General features: G+C 65.1%; 18 protein-coding genes. 9 read left to right on the top strand and 9 right to left on the bottom strand.

What is annotated here, in order from left to right:
- Nucleotides 1–36: 36 nt before the first annotated feature.
- Nucleotides 37–1,977, bottom strand: coding sequence for an acetate--CoA ligase (acs, locus tag AC1DE1_RS16735; protein WP_441601808.1), 1,941 nt, complete (start codon nucleotides 1,975–1,977; stop codon nucleotides 37–39).
- Between the two features lie 217 nt (nucleotides 1,978–2,194).
- Here acs and AC1DE1_RS16730 point away from each other — a divergent pair, with 217 nt between their 5' ends.
- Nucleotides 2,195–3,700, top strand: coding sequence for a hypothetical protein (locus AC1DE1_RS16730; protein WP_441601807.1), 1,506 nt, complete (start codon nucleotides 2,195–2,197; stop codon nucleotides 3,698–3,700).
- A gap of 179 nt (nucleotides 3,701–3,879) precedes the next feature.
- Nucleotides 3,880–5,538 (top strand): MFS transporter, encoded by a 1,659-nt coding sequence (locus AC1DE1_RS16725; protein ID WP_441601806.1) that lies wholly within the window; start codon nucleotides 3,880–3,882, stop codon nucleotides 5,536–5,538.
- A gap of 62 nt (nucleotides 5,539–5,600) precedes the next feature.
- Here the strand turns inward: AC1DE1_RS16725 and AC1DE1_RS16720 are convergent, their stop codons facing one another.
- Nucleotides 5,601–5,861: a GlsB/YeaQ/YmgE family stress response membrane protein gene (locus tag AC1DE1_RS16720; RefSeq protein WP_441601805.1), complete on the bottom strand. Its 261-nt coding sequence runs from the start codon at nucleotides 5,859–5,861 to the stop codon at nucleotides 5,601–5,603.
- 191 nt (nucleotides 5,862–6,052) lie between these two features.
- Between AC1DE1_RS16720 and AC1DE1_RS16715 the strand changes: the two genes are divergently transcribed.
- Both AC1DE1_RS16715 and AC1DE1_RS16710 read left to right on the top strand, forming a co-directional pair.
- Nucleotides 6,053–8,260 carry a hypothetical protein gene (locus AC1DE1_RS16715; RefSeq protein ID WP_441611148.1) on the top strand — a complete coding sequence of 736 codons (2,208 nt, stop codon included), beginning with the start codon at nucleotides 6,053–6,055 and terminating at the stop codon, nucleotides 8,258–8,260.
- 74 nt (nucleotides 8,261–8,334) lie between these two features.
- On the top strand, nucleotides 8,335–9,426 hold the full coding sequence (locus tag AC1DE1_RS16710; RefSeq protein WP_441601803.1) for a PA0069 family radical SAM protein: 1,092 nt from the start codon (nucleotides 8,335–8,337) through the stop codon (nucleotides 9,424–9,426).
- A gap of 27 nt (nucleotides 9,427–9,453) precedes the next feature.
- Here AC1DE1_RS16710 and AC1DE1_RS16705 read toward each other — a convergent pair whose 3' ends face one another.
- From AC1DE1_RS16705 to AC1DE1_RS16675, 7 genes are all read right to left on the bottom strand, one after another.
- Nucleotides 9,454–10,944 (bottom strand): hypothetical protein, encoded by a 1,491-nt coding sequence (locus AC1DE1_RS16705; RefSeq protein ID WP_441601802.1) that lies wholly within the window; start codon nucleotides 10,942–10,944, stop codon nucleotides 9,454–9,456.
- Nucleotides 10,941–11,837 carry an ABC transporter ATP-binding protein gene (locus AC1DE1_RS16700; RefSeq protein WP_441601801.1) on the bottom strand — a complete coding sequence of 299 codons (897 nt, stop codon included), beginning with the start codon at nucleotides 11,835–11,837 and terminating at the stop codon, nucleotides 10,941–10,943. Before AC1DE1_RS16700 ends, AC1DE1_RS16705 begins: the two co-directional genes overlap by 4 nt.
- Nucleotides 11,838–11,925: 88 nt before the next feature.
- Nucleotides 11,926–12,309 carry a GntR family transcriptional regulator gene (locus AC1DE1_RS16695; protein ID WP_441601800.1) on the bottom strand — a complete coding sequence of 128 codons (384 nt, stop codon included), beginning with the start codon at nucleotides 12,307–12,309 and terminating at the stop codon, nucleotides 11,926–11,928.
- Nucleotides 12,310–12,423: 114 nt separating this feature from the next.
- On the bottom strand, nucleotides 12,424–14,451 hold the full coding sequence (locus AC1DE1_RS16690) for a S9 family peptidase (protein ID WP_441601799.1): 2,028 nt from the start codon (nucleotides 14,449–14,451) through the stop codon (nucleotides 12,424–12,426).
- A gap of 68 nt (nucleotides 14,452–14,519) precedes the next feature.
- Nucleotides 14,520–15,038, bottom strand: coding sequence for a hypothetical protein (locus AC1DE1_RS16685; RefSeq protein WP_441601798.1), 519 nt, complete (start codon nucleotides 15,036–15,038; stop codon nucleotides 14,520–14,522).
- A gap of 102 nt (nucleotides 15,039–15,140) precedes the next feature.
- Entirely contained in the window at nucleotides 15,141–16,082 is a 942-nt protein-coding gene (locus AC1DE1_RS16680; RefSeq protein WP_441601797.1) for a patatin-like phospholipase family protein, read from the bottom strand.
- Between the two features lie 194 nt (nucleotides 16,083–16,276).
- Nucleotides 16,277–17,290, bottom strand: coding sequence for a class 1 fructose-bisphosphatase (locus AC1DE1_RS16675; RefSeq protein ID WP_441601796.1), 1,014 nt, complete (start codon nucleotides 17,288–17,290; stop codon nucleotides 16,277–16,279).
- Nucleotides 17,291–17,617: 327 nt separating this feature from the next.
- Here AC1DE1_RS16675 and AC1DE1_RS16670 point away from each other — a divergent pair, with 327 nt between their 5' ends.
- The 5 genes from AC1DE1_RS16670 to AC1DE1_RS16650 all read left to right on the top strand — a co-directional run bounded on the left by AC1DE1_RS16670 (nucleotide 17,618) and on the right by AC1DE1_RS16650 (nucleotide 20,356).
- Nucleotides 17,618–18,235, top strand: a complete 618-nt coding sequence (locus tag AC1DE1_RS16670; RefSeq protein ID WP_441601795.1) for a DJ-1/PfpI family protein — start codon at nucleotides 17,618–17,620, stop codon at nucleotides 18,233–18,235.
- Nucleotides 18,236–18,258: 23 nt separating this feature from the next.
- Nucleotides 18,259–18,453 (top strand): hypothetical protein, encoded by a 195-nt coding sequence (locus AC1DE1_RS16665; RefSeq protein ID WP_441601794.1) that lies wholly within the window; start codon nucleotides 18,259–18,261, stop codon nucleotides 18,451–18,453.
- Complete coding sequence (locus tag AC1DE1_RS16660; RefSeq protein WP_441601793.1) at nucleotides 18,450–18,854, top strand: GFA family protein; 405 nt, start codon at nucleotides 18,450–18,452, stop codon at nucleotides 18,852–18,854. The genes AC1DE1_RS16665 and AC1DE1_RS16660 overlap by 4 nt, the downstream gene beginning before the upstream one ends.
- Before the next feature lie 37 nt (nucleotides 18,855–18,891).
- On the top strand, nucleotides 18,892–19,521 hold the full coding sequence (locus AC1DE1_RS16655; protein WP_441601792.1) for a glutathione S-transferase family protein: 630 nt from the start codon (nucleotides 18,892–18,894) through the stop codon (nucleotides 19,519–19,521).
- A 127-nt stretch (nucleotides 19,522–19,648) separates the two neighbouring features.
- Nucleotides 19,649–20,356, top strand: a complete 708-nt coding sequence (locus AC1DE1_RS16650; protein WP_441601791.1) for a helix-turn-helix transcriptional regulator — start codon at nucleotides 19,649–19,651, stop codon at nucleotides 20,354–20,356.
- The last annotated feature ends 864 nt before the right edge of the window (nucleotides 20,357–21,220 follow it).

Below are 21,220 nucleotides of genomic sequence, written 5' to 3'. Positions count from 1 at the left end.
GCGGTCGCGCACGAGTGCGCTCCTACAAGTGCGTGTTTATTTGATGAGGCGTTCGTCCACCAGGTTTTTCACTACGCCGGGATCGGCCAGCGTGGAGATATCGCCGAGCTGGTCGGGTTGGTTCTCGCCGATCTTGCGCAGGATGCGGCGCATGATCTTGCCCGAGCGTGTCTTCGGCAGTCCCGGCGCCCACTGAAGGAAATCCGGCGTGGCGATAGGCCCGATCTCCTTGCGCACCCAGGCGACCAGTTCTTTGCGCAGCTCGTCGCTGCCCTGCTCACCGGCAACCAGGGTGACGAAGGCGTAGATGCCCTGGCCCTTGATGTCGTGTGGCGCGCCCACCACGGCGGCCTCAGCCACCTTCGGATGCGCCACCAGCGCGCTCTCCACTTCGGCGGTGCCGATGCGATGGCCGCTCACGTTGATCACGTCGTCGACGCGACCGGTGATCCAGTAGTAGCCGTCTTCGTCGCGACGCACGCCGTCGCCGGTGAAGTAGTTGCCCGGATAGGCGCTGAAATACGTATCGATGAAACGCTGGTGATCGCCGTAGACCGTGCGCATCTGGCCCGGCCAGGAATCGGTGATCACCAGGTTGCCCTCGGTCGCGCCTTCCAGCACGGCACCGCTGGCATCGACGATGGCGGGCTTGATGCCGAAGAACGGTAGCGTGGCCGAACCCGGCTTGGCGTCGATCGCGCCGGCCAGCGGCGTGATCAGGATGCCGCCGGTTTCGGTCTGCCACCAGGTATCCACGATGGGGCAGCGCTCGTCGCCGACCACGCGGTAGTACCACTCCCAGGCTTCGGGATTGATCGGCTCGCCCACGGAACCCAGCAAGCGCAGCGACGCACGCGAAGCCTTCTTCACCGGGCCTTCGCCTTCGCGCATCAGTGCGCGGATGGCGGTGGGAGCGGTGTAGAACGAGGTGACCTTGTGCTTGTCCACCACGTTCCAGAAGCGGCTGGTGTCGGGGTAGTTGGGCACACCGTCGAACATCAGCGTGGTGGCGCCGTTGGAGAGCGGCCCGTAGACCACGTAACTGTGGCCGGTGACCCAGCCCACGTCGGCGGTGCACCAGTAGACATCGTCTTCGCGCAGGTCGAACACCAGCTCGTGTGTGTAACCGGCATAGACCAGGTACCCGCCCGAGGTGTGCAGCACGCCCTTGGGTTTGCCGGTGGAGCCGGAGGTGTAGAGGATGAACAGCGGGTGCTCCGCTTCCACCGGCGTCGGCGGACAATCAGCCGACTGGCCTTCCATCAGCGTGTGGTAGTAGCGGTCGCGCGGCGACTGCATGGGCACGGCGCTGCCGGTACGGCGCACCACGATCACGGTCTCCACGCTGTTGGTGCCGGGGCGTTCGAGCGCGGCGTCCACGTTGGTCTTGAGCGGAATCTTCTTGCCGCCGCGCACGCCTTCATCGGCGGTGATGACGACCTTGCAGGCGGAGTCGGCGATGCGGCCGGCCAGCGAGTCCGGCGAGAAGCCGCCAAACACCACCGAATGGATCGCGCCGATGCGCGCGCAGGCCAGCATGGCCACGGCTGCCTCGGGGATCATCGGCATATAGATGGCCACGCGATCGCCCTTGGCCACCCCAAGGTGCTTGAGCGTGTTGGCGAACTTGCACACCTCGGCGTGCAGTTCCTTGTAAGTAATGTGGCGCGACTCATTCGGGTCGTCGCCCTCGAAGATGATGGCGGTCTTGTCGCCGCGCTCGGCCAGGTGGCGGTCCAGGCAATTGGCCGAGACGTTCAGCTCGCCGTCCTCGTACCAGCGGATGTGCAGATCCCTGGGGTCGAACGAGACGTTCTTGATCTTGGTGGGCGTCTTGGTCCACTGCAGGCGCTGGCCGACCTTGCCCCAGAAACCCTCCGGATCCTTCACCGACTCGGCATAGAGCCGCTGGTAATCGTCCTTGCGGATGCGCGCCTTGGCAGCGAAATCGGGTTTGACGGGGTAGAGCTTGGTCATCGTGGGGCTCCTGCGGCCGGCCCAGCCGGCCTCCTCATGCGTTGAATGTCGCCGCAGCAACCCACTGTCGGCGATAACGACCGAGTGTACCGGCTGGCCGGTGATCGATACGTTTCGCCCCACTTTCGACTTTGGTCGAGGTTCGACCAATGGTGAATAGGCGTCCGCAATGCAGCATGGACATGCTCGGGTGGTCATCGACCTGGGGAGGCCTGCCATGACATTGCCCACCACCGCCCGCCGCCATGCCGCGCTGGCGCTAAGCATCGCCTGCGCGCTGAGCCTGCCGCTGGCAGCCCATGCGCAGAGCACCACCACGAGCAAAGGCAGTACGCGCGAACAACAACTCGAGCAGCGCGTGAACCAGCTGGAACAGCAACTGGCCGAACTGAAGGCCATGATCCAGGAACAGAAGGCCGCCACCACGCAGGCCACGCAAACCGCGCAGCAGGCGCAGGTGGCCGCCACGCAAGCGCAGACCACGGCGCAGGCGACCTCCACCAAGGTCGAAGCGGCGCCCAAGCCGCAGTTCACCACCGCGCCGGGGCTGACGGTGGCGCTGCATGGCTTTATCGATGCCACCGTGTTTGGCCAGGACCGCACCTTCATCAACTACGGCAACGGCCAGAACGCGGAAATTCCCGCGCCGCCGACCGCCGCCAACAAGGCGAACGGCTATACCGGATCGCTCAGCGGCGCGGACGTGCGCAACACCCGCTTCTGGCTGGATTTCACCGGCGCCAAGTTGAACGACAACTGGAATGGCAGCGGCCGCCTCGAGATGGACTTCTTCGGCGGCAACAACGGCACCGGTGCATACGCGCAGCAGCAGCCGATTCCGCGCCTGCGCCAGGCCTATATGGACATCAACAACCCCACCTGGGGCACCACGGTGCGCATCGGCCAGATGTGGGATCTGATGTTCCCGCTGGAAAACACGCCGACCTCGCTCTCGCATATCGCCTTCCCGCTGGGCTACGGCTCGGGCATCGTGGGTTGGCGCTATCCTGGCGTGATCGTGATGCAGGACCTCAACCACGGCACCGACGGCGTGAAGTGGCGCTTCGACTTCGCCGTGCTCGAGGGCAACTGGAGCGGCCCGCAGAACCCCGCTGGCACCGCAACCGTCAACTATCTCAACGGCGGCGCGGCGCATTTCAAGCCGCAGGTGGAAGCGCGCCTGCATGCGCAGGGCAAGGACTGGCTGGGCTACCTCACGGCGCATTACTCCGAAATCGATCTGCATGGCGTGGGCGATATCGTGCCCAAGCCGCCGCGTGACACGCTCAACAGCATTGGCTACGACCTGGGCGGCCAGTGGAAGCCCGGTCCGTGGACCCTGAAAGGCCTGATCTATACCGGCAAGGCGCTGGGCGAGATCTTTGGTGCGATGTCCCAGTTCGGCAACATCAAGGAGTCGGGCGGCTTCGTGCAGGCCGGCTACAACTTCACACCCAAGTGGAGCGTCAACGCCTTCTATGCGGCCGCGCGTCCCAACCGCGAAGACGTGATGGCCTGGACTGCACCCGGCACGGCGGCTGCACCGGGCGTGGGCCTGCTGCGCAACAACATGTCTGCCTTGAGCCTGCAATATGCCTCGGGTAACTACGAGCTTGGGGTGGAGTGGATCTACGACAACTTGCGTTACCAGCTGAAGAATTCGCCCTCGAGCCAGACCGTCAACGGCAACCAGGTGAGCTTCAGCGGCATGTACAAGTTCTGAGGAAGCGACGGTGGCAACGTCCAGGCGTTGCCATCGCCACCGCCGGGTGGGGCGACGGGAGGCGCCCGAACCGGACGAGTAGAGAACGACGCAGCGAGTGGCCAACGCCGCTCCAGCGAGTTGCACCCTGAAACCACCATCCATCGATTCGATGGGGCGTCACAACAGAGGGCTACATCATGGCTACGACCGCCGTCGACATGCGGGGATCGCTCGACACCGGCCACCGCCGCGTCATCCTGGCTTCCAGCCTGGGCACCGTGTTCGAGTGGTACGACTTCTACCTCTACGGTTCGCTCGCCGCGCTCATCGGCAAGCACTTTTTCAGCGGTCTCAACGAAACCAGCCAATTCATCTTTGCATTGCTGGCGTTTGCAGCCGGCTTCGCGGTGCGTCCGTTCGGCGCGATCGTATTCGGTCGCCTGGGCGACATGATCGGTCGCAAGTACACCTTCCTCATCACCATCGTCATCATGGGCCTGTCGACCTTCCTGGTCGGCGTGCTGCCTAATTACTCGACCATCGGCGTGGCCGCACCGGTGATCCTCATCACGCTGCGACTGTTGCAGGGCCTGGCCCTCGGCGGCGAATACGGCGGTGCGGCGACCTATGTGGCCGAGCATGCACCGCAAGGCAAGCGTGGCCTGTACACCAGTTTCATCCAGATCACCGCAACGTTCGGTCTGTTCCTCTCGCTGCTGGTGATCCTCGGCCTGCGCCTGTGGCTGGGCACCGAGAAGTTCGACGACTGGGGATGGCGCGTTCCGTTCGGCATCTCGCTGTTGCTGCTGATCGTGTCGGTGTACATCCGACTGCAGCTGAGCGAGTCGCCGGTGTTCCAGCAGATGAAGGCCGAGGGCAAACAGTCCAAGGCGCCGCTGACCGAAGCCTTTGGCCAGTGGAAAAACCTCAAGCTGGTGATACTCGCACTGCTCGGCGCCACGGCCGGCCAGGCGGTGGTGTGGTACACGGGTCAGTTCTATGCGCTGTATTTCCTCACCCAGAGCCTGAAGATCGACGGCACCACGGCCAATCTGCTGATCGCTGCGGGTCTTGCCATCGGCACGCCGTTCTTCGTGTTTTTTGGATGGCTATCGGATCGCATTGGTCGCAAGACCATCGTGCTTGCCGGTTGCCTGCTCGCCGCGCTCACCTACTTCCCGATCTTCAAGGGGCTTACGCATTTCGGCAACCCAGCCATCGAAGCGGCGGCCGCCACCTCGCCAGTGAAAGTGGTGGCTGATCCCAACGGCTGCAGCTTCCAGTTCGATCCGGTGGGCAAGGCGAAATTCACCAGCTCGTGCGATGTGGCCAAGAGCGCGCTGGCGAAAAAGGGTATTCCCTACTCCAACATAGCCGCCGAGCCCGGCAGCATTGCCGAGGTCAAGATCGGCGACCGCACGATCTCCTCGTTCGAAGGCGGCGCGCTCGACAGCAAGGCATTTGCCGACCAGAACAAGGCCTTCGGCGCGCAGCTTACCGGTGCGCTGAAGGAGGCAGGCTACCCGGAGAAGGCCGATCCGGCGAAGAGCAACTACCCGATGCTGATCGTGTTGCTGGCCATCCTCGTGTTCTACGTGACCATGGTGTATGGCCCGATTGCGGCATGGCTGGTGGAGATGTTCCCCACCCGCATCCGCTACACCTCGATGAGTTTGCCCTACCACATCGGCAACGGCTGGTTCGGCGGTTTCGTGCCGACCATCGGCTTCATGCTGGTCGCATGGAAGGGCGATATCTACTACGGCCTGTGGTATCCGATCATCGTGGCGATCGCCACGTTCTTCATCGGCTTGCTGTTCCTGCGCGAGACCAAGGACGTGGATATCCGTAGCTGAGTCCCGCTCGTATCAACCAGAAGGCGCGACGGGCAACCGTCGCGCCTTTTCGTTTGCGCGAATCAGACGCTGCGTATGACGCCGACAATGGCCAGCAATACCACGGCGCCGATCAACGCATGCAGGACGCTGTTGACGAACGGGCTCACCACGGCGAAGTGCACCCCAAGCCGCGGCAACAGCCATCCGGCGAAGAACGCCCCGATGATGCCGACCACGATGTTGCCGAGCACTCCAAAACCAAAGCCGCGCACGATCAGCCCGGCCAGCCAGCCGGCAATGGCGCCGATCAACAGGAAGACGAGCAGGCCTTCGACGGTCATCGCATACTCCTTGCCCTGAAGCAGTGCGCGAAGTATCCACAGCGACGTGTCGCCCAGGCGTGACGCAAGATCTTCCCTTCAGCATCGAGTCGGCGACGTCGCCGAACCGTGCATGCGAAGGCCGTCACGGGTGGGGGCAACGTAGCAGCCTACTATGCTTGCCGCGACCCACGGAAGATGGAGGAAGCCGCATGCCCGACATCGAACGTGCAACGTCTTCCCGACGGCCGACCATCCGCCGCCGCTGGCGCCAACTGCTCGGCTGGACCGCCCTGGTGCTCGACCATCTCAAGCCCGTGCGCGTGTCGCTGCTGGTGCTCGCCGTGGCGGTGATGGTCGCGATCGGCGTCGATCAGGCTGCGGAACTGTTCCTGATCGCCCTGTGGACCGATCCCAGCGTGGCGCGCTATCTCGCCCTGCTGCTCTGCAGCGCGCTGGCCGGTCTGGCCATGTGGCATGCGGCACGTCAGGCCTATCGTCTGCGCTATCCACGCTGGCCCGCCCTGCAGGACGAACGCGCGGCTTTCCTGCGGGACTGGTTGCCGCGGCTGCTCGGCGCATTGGTTCCGTTGCTGGTGTGCCTTGGCTATGTGCTGGCGTTGGTCAAACTTCCGCATGGGCCGTGCGGCATTACCGAGCACTGTGCGCAACGCAGCTGGCGGGCGCTGGGATTGCTGGCGGAGGCGGCCTTCCTCATCGTGTTCTTCACCACGCGCCGTCGGCTCTGGAGCACCTTGACCCGGCGCATGCCGCGACTGACCACGCCGCATGCGCGTCCGCGCGATGAGAAACGCGTCTGGCGCGTGCGTGATCTCGGTACGTTTGCCGTGGTCATGTATGTCGTGGTGGTGACGCTCAACGTGCTGGCCACGGTGCTGATCGCATTCATGCCCGAATTGCTCGACGGCATGGGGCCGTTGGCCATCCTGCTGCTGTCCGCCACTTTCCTCTGCTACAGCGGCGGCCTGTTATGCATGATTGGTGACCGGCGCGGCGTGCCGCTGCTGACCATCCTGCTGCTGGTCAGCGCTTCGCTGCATTGGCTGCATCTGAACGACAACCACCAGGTGCGGCAGTATCCCGGCATGAGCACGCATGAGCGCCCGGCCATGCAGCCGCCGGATTCACGGCCGAGCTTCGATGCCTATGCCGATGCGTGGATCAAGGACCGCTGCGCCGGCCACGATCCGTGCCCGGTCATCCTTGTATCTGCCGAAGGTGGCGGCATCCGCGGCGCTGCGTGGACGGCGCAGGTGCTGAGCCGTCTTACCGCGATCACGCAACAGGGACAGCCGGCAATCAATGAGCCACTGTTCGCGCGCTATCTCTTTGCAGCCAGCGGCGTCTCCGGTGGCAGTCTTGGTCTGGCCGTCTATGTGAGTGCGCTGGCGCAACCCCATCCGCTGGATACCTCAGCGTTGGAACCACGCGCACAGCGCATGCTGAGCCACGATTTTCTCGCGCCGACCCTGGCCAACACATTCTTTGTCGACTTCACCCAACGCTGGTTGCCCGGCGCGTGGCTGGACGATCGCGCCCGAGCGCTGACCCGTGCCTGGGAATCGGCTGCCCGCAAGCAAGGCATGCCCGCCTTTGAGCAACCGTTTTCAGGCCTCTACGAAGGGCCGCAGGTCACGCCATCGTTGCCGGCGCTCTTCCTCAACAGCACCACGGTGGCCGAAGGCAAGCGCTTTATCCAGCATCCGTTCCAGCCGATGGCCACACCCCAGCGCCAGCCGTGGACCGCGGGCTTCGATGGTTCGAGCTGGCTCGACCCACGCGTGCCGCTGAGCGAAGTCGTGCTCAACAGCGCGCGCTTCACCTATGTGAGCCCGGCCGGCACCCTCGAAGCGCATCTGGCCAATCCGCCCGTGCCCAATCGCATGCAGCTGGTAGATGGCGGTTACTTCGAAAACTCAGGCACCACCACCCTGCTTGAACTGATGCGCCTGCTTCGCAGCAAGGCCAGGCAGCATGGCGTGTCGATGCGCTTCATCGTGATTCACATCAGCAACGATCCGCTGATGAGCGATTTCGTCGAGCAACACGACGCCAGAGCGCCGCTGCCGTTCTATTCCACGGCATGTCAGGCCGTACCCGGCGCCATGCCTGCGCATGTCCGTGGCGAGGCGACTGCCCCACTCGACGCCCTGCTCGATACCCGCAGCGCCCGCGGCGACTACGCCCGCGTACAGTTGTTGAACGCGCTACGGCCCGACGCCGCCGATCCATCGCGTGGCGACATGCTGTGGCACTTCCGCCTGTGTCCGGGCAACTATCCCATCCCCATGGGCTGGACCATCTCCGCGCCGGTGTTCACCGAGATGTCCGACCAACTGAACCACTATCCCCTGGAGGCCATGGGCGAGGCACTGCGAACCCAGCTGGCACCCTTCTAGGAGCGCACTGGTGCGCGACCGCAGGCCCCGGAGATGTCGCGCCACCTGAGACCCTGCGGGTGCAAACTGCCGGCATGGCCGAATCCTTTCTCCCTCCCCACGCGTTCAAGGGCCGAGGCGCCGCCTCCAATCCGGAAGGCCGCTTCGAGTCGATCCGCCACCACGCCGAGGACGACGGCTGGCAAAGCCTGGTGCTCGACGAGCAGGCGCCGCGACCGCGCACCGAGGTCACCGAAGAACGCGCGCGCAGCGTCATCACGCGCAACGATTCGCCGGACATCCATTTCAACCAGGCCTTGAATCCGTATCGCGGCTGCGAGCACGGCTGCATCTATTGCTTCGCCCGTCCGTCGCACAGCTATCTCAACCTCTCGCCCGGGCTCGATTTCGAAACCAAGCTGCGTGCCAAGAGCAATCTCGCCGAGGTGCTGCGCCATGAGTTGGCCCGGCCGTCCTATACGGTGAGCCCGATCAATATCGGCAGCAACACCGATCCGTATCAGCCCATCGAGCGGCGCTGGAAACTCACGCGCGCTGCGTTGGAGGTACTGGCCGAGTGCCGGCATCCGTGCACCATCGTCACGAAGAACGCGATGGTCGAGCGCGATATCGACATCCTCGCGCCGATGGCGCGCGACAACCTGGTGCAGGTGTTCGTGTCGATCAACTCGCTGGACAACCATCTGGCCGCCAAACTCGAACCGCGCGCCAGCGCGCCGCACCGGCGCATCCAGGCCGTGCGCACTTTGCGCGACGCAGGCATCCCGGTGGGTGTGCTGGTCGCGCCGATCATTCCGGCGCTCAACGATCGCGATATGGAAGCCGTGCTGCAGCAGGCGGCCGATGCCGGAGCGACCTGTGCGGGCTACACCACGCTGCGCCTGCCGTACGAACTGAAGGCGCTGTTCCGCGAATGGCTGGCGCTGCACGTGCCGCAGCGTGCAGCGCATGTCATGAGCCTGGTGCAGCAGATGCACGGCGGCCGTGACTACGACAGCGACTTCACCACGCGCATGCGCGGGCAGGGCGTGTTTGCCGACCTTATCCGCCGCCGCTTCGACGTGGCGTGCCGCAAGCACGGCTTTGGCCGCGCCCGCGAGTTGCAGCTGGACACGACCAAGTTCGTGCCGCCGCGCAAACCGTCACCGCAGGGTCAGTTGTTCTGACGCGCTGTCGTTCGTTGAGGGCTCGCGTCAGACGGAGTTGGCAAGAAATGGATGCGGCCGTCGTGCGAGGCCACGCCACCCGCGTAGCGCCAGCCATGCGAGCAGGGCCAGCAGCACACCCCACGCACCCACGAACCAGGTGACGTAGCCATGGACCTGGTCGCCGGAGCTCAGCAGGGGAACCATGATGCTGACCGAGAACAGCACATAGCCGAACAGACACAGACCGATGCTTGGCCAGCGACCCAGTGGGCGCCCGCCCAGGACGGACACCACGAAGGCGGAGACGAAGGCCATCGCGCCGCATAGCGTAAGCATCAGCGCGCAGGTGCCGATGGCACTCGCGTGCAGCAACGTCGCCAGCACCAGCGCCAACACCATCAGCGCACCCAGGGCAGCCAGCGGCGGCAGCAGCGAGGCGCACAGCAGGCGACGCTTCACGTGGGCGGCATCGCCGAGTCCTGGCATCAGCGCGAGCAGTGGCAATTCGGCGTTCTGTTTCATCCAGCGCTGAACCAGCTGGGCGATCGGCAGCAGCGCGATCATGCTGCCGCCGAAACCAACGCCCCACATCAGCATGCCAACCAGACCGGTATGAACGAAGCTTTCGCTGAAGTGGCCCGGATGGCGTTGTACGGCCTGCACGCCAAGCTGCAGCACAAAGATCAGCGAGGCGCCGAGCACGATGCTCAGCTGCATCGCACGCCCACCCGTAGTGAGCGGCGCAAACACGCCGCCGAGTCCGATGCGCAGGCTGGTCACGGGGTGCGCCGGGCCGCTTTGGCGCAGCTCGACACGCGGCTGCAGCCATGCCGGGTTGCGACGGATCAGGGTGCTGGCGTCCATGCCGGCGCCGCCCCAGCTGCCCCAGCCACCGCGCGAGGCTGCACCGAACTGCATCATCATCGGCGCCCCCATGCCGCCGTAAGGCTGGTCGGAGTGTGCCACGCGGCGCCAGCATCCCAGCGCGATCAAGGCGAAGACCAGGGCGATGGTGCCGCCCAATAGGGGAAATCCAGGCTCGGCGGGGCGCGGCAGATGGAACACGGGCTGCAGCATGTTGAATACCGCAGGCAACAACCAGATGAAGAAGCTGAAGACGCGCGGCAGCAGCGCCATGGCGAGCCCTGCCGTCACGGCGGCGGCCAGCGCAGCCATCACGTTCCAGGTGTAGCCGCCCAGACTGCCGATGACCACGCTGGGCACGATCACCAGCAACACACCGTATAGCAGCACGGCACCGGACGCCTCGCGTTCGACGCAGGGCAAACGCATCTTCCTGCCGTCGATGGCCAGCAGCAGACAGGGCGACAGCCCAAACAGGGTCAGCATGAACACGCCCGTGGCCACCAGCATGCCGGTGACCGGCGCCCAGTAAACGCGTTCCGCGCCGTGCAGGCCGAACAGGGCAAACGCGCTGGCGCCCGCAGCCAGCAGCACACTGATCGCCAGCACGATCCAGCGCGTCGTCTGGCGCATGGCATACCACGGTGCGATCAACATGCCATGGGCAGTCATCCCGCGATCTCCACGAAAAGATCTTCGAGGCCGAGCGCATCGACGCGCGCGCCCGGCAAGGACGAGGCCTCGGGCCAGCGGCCGTGGGCATCGCGCTCCACCACCAGGCTCACGCTGCCATCTTCATGACGATGACGCCCGAACACCTGGGTCGGTGCAGCCGCAGACATCGCCGCTGGCAGCCACAGACGTGCGAAGCGTTCCTTGGTTTCGTCCACGCCACAATGCAGCAGCAGTTTGCCTTCGTGCAGAAAGGCGATCTCCGAGGCGACGCGTTCCAGGTCGGACACGATGTGGGTGGAAAACAGCACCGTGGTGCCGGCTTCGCCCGCGCGCAATGCAATCTCACGCAGCAGGTCGCGGCGCGCCACGGGATCGAGTGCGGCAGCCGGTTCGTCCAGCACGAGCAACTCGGGCCGGGAGGCGAGTGCGCGGATCAGGTCGACACGCTGGCGCTCGCCTGGCGACAGTTTACCCAGCAGCTTGTTCGGCGAAATCAGCCAGCGCTCAAGCGTGCTTTTCGCATAGGCTGCATCCCAGGTGGGATAGAAGCGGCCCACGTAGTCGAGCATCTGGCGTGCGCTCAGCCACGCCAGGGCATCCGGCTGTTGGGGCACATAGGCGATGCGCGCCTTGCTGTGATCGGACAGCTTGAGCGCCGCCTCACCAAACACGGTGCATTCGCCGGCATGCGGCTGCAGCAGGCCAAGCATGGCGCGGATCAACGTGGACTTGCCGGCGCCATTGCGCCCGATCAGGCCCAACACGCTGCCCGGTGCAATCGCCAGGTCAATGTTGGACAACACCTGGCCATCCTCGTAGCCATGCGAGAGACCGCGCACAGCCAGCGGTGCGGCGGCATTGTCGTTGATGGATCGCAGTGCGGCATTCATCGGACTACCCTCACGTCAGACGCTTGTTTAACCGTGCGGCGCGGTGCCGCCGGCGATGCGAGGGGCGGTGTGCCCCTCCCTGCCAATCTCATTCGTCCAGCAGCTTGCCAAGCCGGCGCAGTACGGCATCGCCCGGCAATTCAAGCTCACGCGCATGGCGCGCGAGTGCCTGCAATTGGGCCTCCAGCAACGCCATGCGTTGCGCCTGCGTGGCCGTGCTGCGCGTGGTCGCGGCCACCGCCATGCCCTTGCCGCGCAGGCGCTCCAGCAAACCTTCCGTCTCGGCCATGCCGTAGGCGCGCGATACCGTCATCGGGTTGATCGCGTGAAATCCTGCGACATCGCGAACGGAGGGCAGCAGGTCGCCGGTCACCAGCTGGCCGCCGGCGATCAGTCGGCGCAGCTGCTCCACGATCTGCCGGTAGATCGGTTCGGCCGAGGTGGGTTGTATGGCGAACATCGAGGCATCCATGTGTATTAATACAACAATACACTTTGACCAAATTCAATAGGCCGGATGGCAGGGGCACAAAAAAGCCGCCGATGCGGACATCGGCGGCTCAGGCTTTCGGTGGTGCGGCCAGACTCAGTTCGACGCCGGCAGATATTTCTCGAACCACAGCAAGGCGCGCTGCAACACATCGCGCTGATGCTCCGGATCCACAAAGTGATGGCCTTCATTGGGATACACCACCAGCGAGGTCGGCACGCCCTGCGCGCGCAACGCATGCCAGTATTCGAACGACTGCGGCGCCGGACACTCGGCATCGCGGTCGCCCACCACGATCAGCGTGGGCGACTTGGTCTGCTTGATGAAGTTGATCGCCGAACTCTTCGCGTACACCTGCGGATCGTCGTAAACGGAGGCGCCGAAGAACGGGATCATCCACTGGTCGATCAGGTTCTGGCCGTAATAGCTCTGCCAGTTGGCGATGCCTGCGCCCGCCACCACCGCGCGGAAGCGCGTCGTCTGGGTGGGGATGAACATGCTCATGAAACCGCCGTAGCTCCAGCCGGTGAGGCCAAGGCGCTTGTCGTCGACGGGAAGCTTCTTTTCGATCGTGTCGATGCCGGCGAGAATGTCGCGCAGATCGCCGTGGCCGAAGTCCTTGCGATTGGCCTGTACGTACGCCTCGCCCTGGCCAAAGCTGCCGCGCGGATTGGGCATGAAGACAAAGTACCCCAGCGCCGAGAACGGCTCGCCCGCAAAACCCATGCGCGGCCAGCGCGGAATCACCGCGCTCGACGGACCCCCGTGCACGGTGACGATCATCGGGTAGGACTTCTTCGCATCGTAATTGGCGGGATACAGCAGCCAGCCCTGCACGTGGCGGCCTTCGATATCCCATTCCACCGATTCGGCCTTGCCCCATTGCGGCTTGAGTGCAGCATTGAACTGGGTGACGGCGGGCGGCGGGGTGTCGCCCAAGGCGCCTGCGTGCACTTCGGGAGCCTCGGTGTACGAGCTCTGCACGAAGGCGAGTCTGTTGCGATTGGCGGACAGCGATAGCGCCATCTCCGCACTGCCGTCGCCGATCGTCGCCGGCAGCGTGAAGAGCAGACGCGTTTGCGCCGCCCTGGCCGCATCGATGGCGTACTCGGCCACCTGGCTCTGGCCATTGCTGACCTGTGCGACGAGCAACTGCTGCGTGCCGGACCAGGTGAACCACGCCGGCGTCACGCGCGTGTTGGGCGTGAGATTGATCGCATCGCCGCCGCTGGCAGAGACCGCGTAGAGATCACCGCCGGTGGAACCCTGGTCGCTCATCAGGCCGCCGATGAAGACGATGCGCTGAGCATCGGGCGACCACTGCGGCAATGCCATCTGCAGGCCGTGCAGTGAACCCTTCGCGGTCGCCGGATCGAGAATCGCCGTGGCCTTCGCATCGACCTGCGCGTTCTGCACATACAGTTTGGCCAGCCACCAGTTGTTGTCGCCCGGCGGCGGCGCACCGGTGAAGACGATGCGCTGGCTGTCCGGCGACCACGCAAATTCATACGCGTAGGTACTTTCCGGTGTAAGCAGGCGCACGTTGCCGCCGGCGGCATCCACCGTCGCCACGCGCTGCACTTCCATGCCATCCACACCGATCTCGCCCGAGGCCGGCTTGGCGGCATACACCGCGCTGGCACGACGCGTGCCGTTGGGCACGTAAAGGAAGCCGAGCGACTTGCCGTCAGGGGCCCAGCTCAGGTCCTGCGCCACGCCGGGCAGCGAGGCCATATGTTTAGGCGACTCCTTGGCCTGCATGTCGACCACCAGCAGATCTTTCTGCTTGCCGCCGTTGGCGCAATTGGAAAGAAAGGCCAGATGATGCGAATCGGGCGCCCAGGCGGGATCTGTCTCATTGCAATCGCCACGCTTGGCGATGCCCACGCGATGCGCGTCGCTGCCGTCGGCTTTGGCCACCTCGATGGCATCCTTGCCGTCCGTGCGCACCACCCAGGCGAGCTGGTTGCCATCGGGCGACAGCTGTACGGCGCTGATGGCGCGCGTCTTGCCGAGGTCGGTGAGCAATTGTTCGATGCGCGGGTCGGTGCGGGTCGCCGCATGGAGGCCGGGAACAAAAGCCGCCACCAACAGGGGCAGCAGCAGACGGGCAGGGTGTTGCATGGCGGGCGCCTGGATTGCGATGGGGATTACCACACGCTAGCAGGCCAGGCCGCGCGCCGCCAAGTCGCTCAGCGGTGCGCGGAGAACGACGGCAGCGCGCCCTGGGCCTCGAAATAGTGCCTGGCGATCTGCCGCCGCACGACGTGTTCAAAGGCGGTCGTTGGCCGCGCCGGCTCGCCTTGGCACAGGCCCAAGATGTTGCGAACGATCTGCACCGGCGTCATCAGCAGACCCCACGGAAAGCCCCACCAGCCCAGCCCCAGGCAGTAGAGCGTGCTCAGCAGCTGGTCGCGTCGACCGCAGCGACGACAGCACACACTGCGTCGTGTGCTCCACTGCGTCATCAGCAGCAGCGAATGCACGCGGTGGTGTTCGTATACGTCGATGGCAGCGTCCTGTCGCTTGCAACGTGGGCAGCGCGATTGGCGCCACTCGCTCACCTGGCGCTGCAGGATGTCCAGTGGCACCTGGTCGGCAGCAAGGTGCAGCGGATGGGAACGGGCGCAGGCAGCGCTGCAATAGCGTCGCCCATCGAGTCGTCGGCCACCGAACAGGATCGACTTGCCGCACTGGCTGCACGCGCCCATGGAACCCCCTGGTTGTCCCCGCGCGCAAACTAGCGCGCAGCTGTCCGTTGGGCCAATCATCCAGATGGCCGTCTGGACAGCCAGGCGAGAAACTGCTGTGGGTTAGTGCGTTACCGGCGTTGCCACGACGCTGGCCGCTTGCTGGCGCGCCACCTGGATCGCAGCAATCTTCGCCTTGATCGCAGGCATGGCCGCCAGCGCGGCGCGCTCGCCTTCCATGATGGCCTGGTCCTTCTGCTCGAAGTCCGCCGCGCCGATCTGATTCACCTTGGGCCGGATCACGATGTCTGCGCGCGCCAGCTCCTGCTCGCCGAGCTTCTGGCCCATGATGCTGATGGACTGGCCGACAATATTGAGCATGCCCTGCGGGTTGCTGCCGTTGGCCTTGCTGGAAATATCCACCGCGATCACCACGTCGGCACCCAGCTGACGCGCGGCATCCACCGGCACCGGACTGACCACGCCGCCATCCACGTAATGCTTGCCGCTGATGTCCACCGGCTCGAATACGCCGGGCACGCTGCTGGAAGCACGCACGGCCTGGCCGGTATTGCCACGCACGAACACCGTGCGCTGACCGGTTTCCAGTTGCGTCGCCACCACCGCGAACGGCACGTTGAGCTTGTCCAGCGGACGGTTCTTCACCTGGGCGTTCACGTAGTCCTGCAGTTTCTGCCCCTGCACCACGCCGCCGGAAAACAGACGCACGTCGCGCAGGCTGGCCTGGTCCAGCGCAATGGCGGTCTCCTGCAGCTGGAACGGGTCCATGCCGCTCGCATAAAGCGCGCCGACCACGCTGCCTGCGCTGGTGCCGGCCACCACATCGGGGCGAATGCCGTTGGCCTCCAGCATCTTGATCACGCCGATGTGCGCAAAGCCCTTGGCCGCACCGCCGCCCAGGGCCAGGCCAATACGCAGCTTCACCACCGGAGGCGGCGCGATCGGCGCAGGCGGCGGCGTGGGCTTGGTGCTGCCGAAGCAGGCGCACAGCACCAGGCTGGCAAGCAGGGGCAGGACAGGGCGAAACAAGCGGGTGGACGTCATGTCGATGGGCGCGGGCGGCTCGTAGAGGAAGGTTCGGCCTGCTGATCCTTCGGCAGGCCGGTCACTGGCGAGCGAGTGTACGACCGCCAGAGGGCGGCACGATGGCAGGTTGCGGCGCACGTTGTGCAACGGTCAGCAAACTGCTCGTCATCCCGGCTTGTACCGGGATGACGAGCGTCAAAGGGGGACGGCCTTTAGCCTGCGGCGTCTGCCTCGACGTGGTAGTGCGTGGCCACTTCCACTTCTTTCTTCGAACCGAGGAACACCGGCACGCGCTGGTGCAGGCCGGTGGGCTGCAACCCCATGATGCGTTCGCGGCCAGTGGTGGCGGCGCCGCCGGCCTGCTCGACGATGAAGGCCATCGGGTTGGCTTCGTACATCAGGCGCAGCTTGCCGCCCTTGGACTTGATCTTGGCGTCCAGCGGATAGAAGAACACGCCGCCGCGGGTGATGATGCGATGCACGTCGGCCACCATCGAGGCGACCCAGCGCATGTTGAAATCCTTGGCGCGGGGGCCTTCCGTGCCGGCCAGCAGCTCCCCGATGTAACGCTGCATCGGCGCTTCCCAATGACGCTGGTTGGACATGTTGATGGCGAACTCGGCGGTCTCTTCCGGGATGCGGATATTGCGACGGCTCAGGATGAAGCTGCCCACTTCGCGATCGAGCGTGAACTCGTGCGTGCCGTGGCCAAAGGTGATCACCAGCACCGTGGCCGGGCCGTACACCACGTAACCGGCGGCCAGCTGGGTGGTGCCTTCCTGCAGGAAGTGCTCGGCCTTGGGTTCGGTGATGCCGTCGGGACAACGCAGCACCGAGAAGATCGTGCCGACGGAAATGTTCACGTCGATGTTGGAGCTGCCGTCGAGGGGATCGAACAGCAGCAGGTGATGGCCCTTCGGATACATGTCGGGGATCGGCTGCGGATCTTCCATTTCCTCAGAGGCGCACGCGGCGAGCTGGCCACCCCAGGCGTTCGCTTCGAGCAGGATCTCGTTGGAGATCACATCGAGCTTCTTCTGCGCCTCACCCTGGATGTTGCCGGTGCCCGCCTCGCCCAGCACGCCGCCAAGGGCGCCCTTGTTGGTGGCCACCGCGATGCGCTTGCAGGCACGGGCGACCACTTCGATCAGCAGGGACAGCTCGGCGTTCATGCGGCCGGCGCGGCGTTCCTCGATCAGGAACTGGATGAGCGAAATGGACTTCATGGCGAACCCGCAAGCAAAGGGACCCCTATTGTCCCGGTTGATGCCGACACTTGTCAGCTCAAAGTATGACCAGTGGGTTCATCTATCCGTCCTGAAAACCTTTTCGGACAAGCCACCGCCACGAGCGTCGGCCCCCTCCCTGTGGGAGCGCACCCTGTGCGCGACAGGCGCCCGAGCGCCTGGCGAGAACCGGTCTTCGCGGGGCGCTCGGGCGCCTGTCGCGCACAGGGTGCGCTCCCACAGGTGGTTACACGGCGGCTCCCCTACTGACAACACGTTGGCAGCAGGGGGTAGCCACACTGGCCTCCGTCATAAGGAGGGACTCTCATGCGCGATACGGTGTATTTCCTGGCGTTCGACGGTTTTGCGGACTGGCATGCGGCGCATGCGCTCTGTGAAATCCGTCGGCCGGGCGACTGGCAGTTGAAGACGGTGGGTTTTTCCATGCAGCCGGTGCTTTCCATGGCCGGCCTGCGCGTGGTGCCCGAGCTCACCCTGGATGAGCTGGACCTGCGGCGCGCGGCATTGCTGATCGTCCCGGGCGGCTATCTGTGGGAACACGGCGATGGCGACGAGGCGGTGCAGGCCGTGGGGCGCGTGCACGCGGCAGGCGCGCCGGTGGCGGCCGTCGATAGTGGTGTGCTGGTGCTGGCCCGGGCCGGGCTGCTCGATGCCTGCCGTCATACCGGCAGCTGGCCGGGCCACATCGGCACGCATGTGCCCGCTTATGCCGGCGCCGAGCAGTACGACGCCAACGCGCTCGCCGTGAGCGACGAGGGCGTCATCACCGCCAGCCAGCTGGGCAGCGTGGAATTTGCCCGCGAAGTGATCCGCACGCTCGACCTCTACAACCCGAGCGATCGCGAACATTGGTACCGCTTGTTCAAGCACGCCCTGCCGCCGCCGTGGTGCGCGGGCGACGCCGCCACCGCCGTGGCGGCCTGAGCGAACACGACGAGGAGAATGTCATGGCACTGTCGATCGGAAAGATCCTGATGGCATACCGGCCCTTGTACCTGCGCGGGCTGTTGATGGATGGCCAATACCGCTTTCCGGTAACCACACCGGAAACGGCGAACGGCAAGAAAGAGGAGGTCAGCAAGCAGGTCACCGCCGAGCGCGCATCGCTGACGCCGCGCCGACTGCGAGGAGCGCGCGCATGACCCGCACCTATCACGGCAGTTGTCACTGCGGCGCCGTTCGCTACGAAGCGGACCTGGATCTGTCCGCGGGCACCGGACGCTGCAACTGCTCCATCTGTCGCAAGTTGCGCTTCTGGAGCGCGAGGGCCGACCTCAAGACGTTTCGCGTGGTGAGCGGCGAGGACGCGCTGGTCGATTACCGCTTCGGCACCGACAGCACGCACAACCTGTTCTGTCGCCATTGCGGCACGCATTCGTTCCATCGCGGCTATGTGGAACAAATCGGCGGCGAGTTCGTGGCGGTCAACGTGGTCTGCCTGGACGACGTGAGCGACGAGGAATGGGCCGCCGCACCTGTCCGCTATTCCGATGGGCGCGACAACAACTGGTGGAACGCGCCCGCCATCACCAGCTATCTCTGATCTCGACGCCAAGCTCTCTCGCAGCGAGGAACGTGCCATGACCACTCCACGCGTCACCTTCTACCACGCACCCAATAGCCGCTCCGGCGGCGCCCGCGCCCTGCTGGAAGAACTGGGCGTCGAATACGACATGCACGTGCTCAACCTGCGCAAGAACGAGCAGCGTGAAACGCCGTACACGGCGGTCAATCCGATGGGCAAGGTTCCGGCCATCTGGCATCGCGGCGAACTGGTCACCGAGCAACCGGCCGTCTATCTCTATCTCGCCGATCTGTACGTGGATAAGGGGTTGGCGCCTGGCCTGGACGATCCGCTGCGTGGGCCGTACCTGCGCTGGATGGTGTTCTACGGCTCGTGCTTCGAACCGGCCGCGGTGGACCGCGCGCTGAAGCGCGACGCGGTGCCGCCATCCACGTGTCCCTATGGCGACTGGGACACCATGTTCGCCACGCTGGTGGCGCAGCTGGAGCGTGGCCCCTACATGTTGGGCGAACGCTTCAGCGCGGTGGATGTGCTGTGGGGCTGCGCATTGAACTGGATGACGATGTTCAAGCTCATCCCCGAGGTGCCGGTGATCGGCGCCTATGTGGCTCGCGTGATGTCCCGGCCGGCCATGCAGCGCGCGATGGCGCTGGACGCGGCCTTGGCGGAAGCGCAGGCGGCGTGAAGGCGTATGGCCGGCCGGTTGTCATGGCGTTTGTTGAGAGCGTGCCGAGTGGCTCTGAGGTGAGCGGCCAGGCAAACCATGACTCCCGGCGCTGTTCCCGGGCGCGCCGCTCCGCCATCATCCACGGATGCGTCGCGCCGACCGGTTGTTCCTCATCATCCACGCCTTGCGGGGTCGCCGGACCGCGCTGCAGGCGCGTCAGCTTGCGGGCACACTCGGTGTGTCGTTGCGCACCGTTTACCGCGATGTGGCTGACCTGCAGCTCTCCGGCGTGCCCATCGAGGGAGAAGCCGGTGTCGGTTACGTGCTGCGCAAAGGTTCGGACATCCCGCCGCTGATGTTCACCGCCGACGAACTCGAATCGCTGGTGGTCGGCACGCGCTTCGTGCGTGCCTTCGCCGGGCAGAAACTGGCGGAGAGCGCGCAGGCCGCGCTGCTGAAGATCGAAGCCGTCCTGCCTGCCGAGTTGCGCGAGCGCTCCACGCGTACGCGCATCTATGCGCCGATCTGGCGTGACCAGACCAAGACCGATTTCGCCGCGTTGATTGACCGTCTCAACGCGGCCATCACGGATAACCAGGTGCTGCGGCTGGAATACAGCGATGAAGCTGGCCGTACCAGTACGCGCGAGGTTGAGCCGTTGTGTCTGGCGTTCTGGGGTGGTGCGTGGACCTTGGGCAGCTGGTGTCGGTTGCGCGTGGGCTTCCGCAATTTTCGCCCGGATCGCATTCATGGGTGTTCGATTACGGGTGAGCGCTTCGACAGTGTGGAGGGGCGCAATCTGGACGCCTATCTGCAGGCGATGCGGGGGTATTACGAGGGGATGGAGAGCTGAGGCCTTTCGCTCCCCCTCCCCGCCGGGGAGAGGGTTGGGGTGAGGGGCCAACCCTGCCTCGTTGTTTGGAGGTGCCGCAGTCTTCTTTCGCTCGTCATTCCGGCGTAGGCCGGAAGCGCTTTTCAACAGCCAAAGGCTGGTCATCCAGAGCCTCGGTCTTTAGTTGTCGCGATACAGCGACCTGGCCCGCCTGCCGCGGGCTTCCGACCTCCTGCCGGCGACGCAAAGCTAGTCCCCTTTTTGGGAAGGCCGGGTTACTTTCTCTTGCTTGCCCAAGAGAAAGTAACCAAAGAGAAGGGCCCCCCGGATGACGCGCCTTCCGGGCTGCGCCCTCCAGGTGCGCGGTCGGGCTCCGGGGTTTTTCGACAGGACATCCCTGTCCTGTCGAAAAACTGGCCGCATCCCTGCGGCCACCCTTCGGGCTTTCCTCCACCCGCCCGCCGCGTCATACGGGGACCCCGAGATCAAGAGCCGCATCAAGAGCCACGCGACGTCCGACGCTGTCGGGCGGCTCTTTTGTAGGAGCGCACTTGTGCGCGACCAGCCGACGGAGCGGTACATCCAGGTAGTGCGGTCGCGCACAAGTGCGCTCCTACAAGGGGGACGCAGGTATGGAGATGGCCGATCAATCTTGCCGCTCGGCTCTTTGTGGGAGCGCACCCTGTGCGCGACAAACCTACGGAGCGGTGCACCGCAGCGTGGCGGTCGCGCACAGGGTGCGCTCCCACAGAAGAGCGGGCGCGACGGTGCTGCGAGCCGATGGGTAGCGAAAATCCGCCCGCGCCTAAGCGGCGAGCAACCCGAGGTCGGCAACAACGAACCATCCCCGCAATCAGCTACCCTCCCCCCCATCCATGCCGGAAG

Source organism: Dyella sp. 05T440 (assembly GCF_056395965.1).
This window is presented reverse-complemented; position numbering and strand designations above follow the sequence as displayed.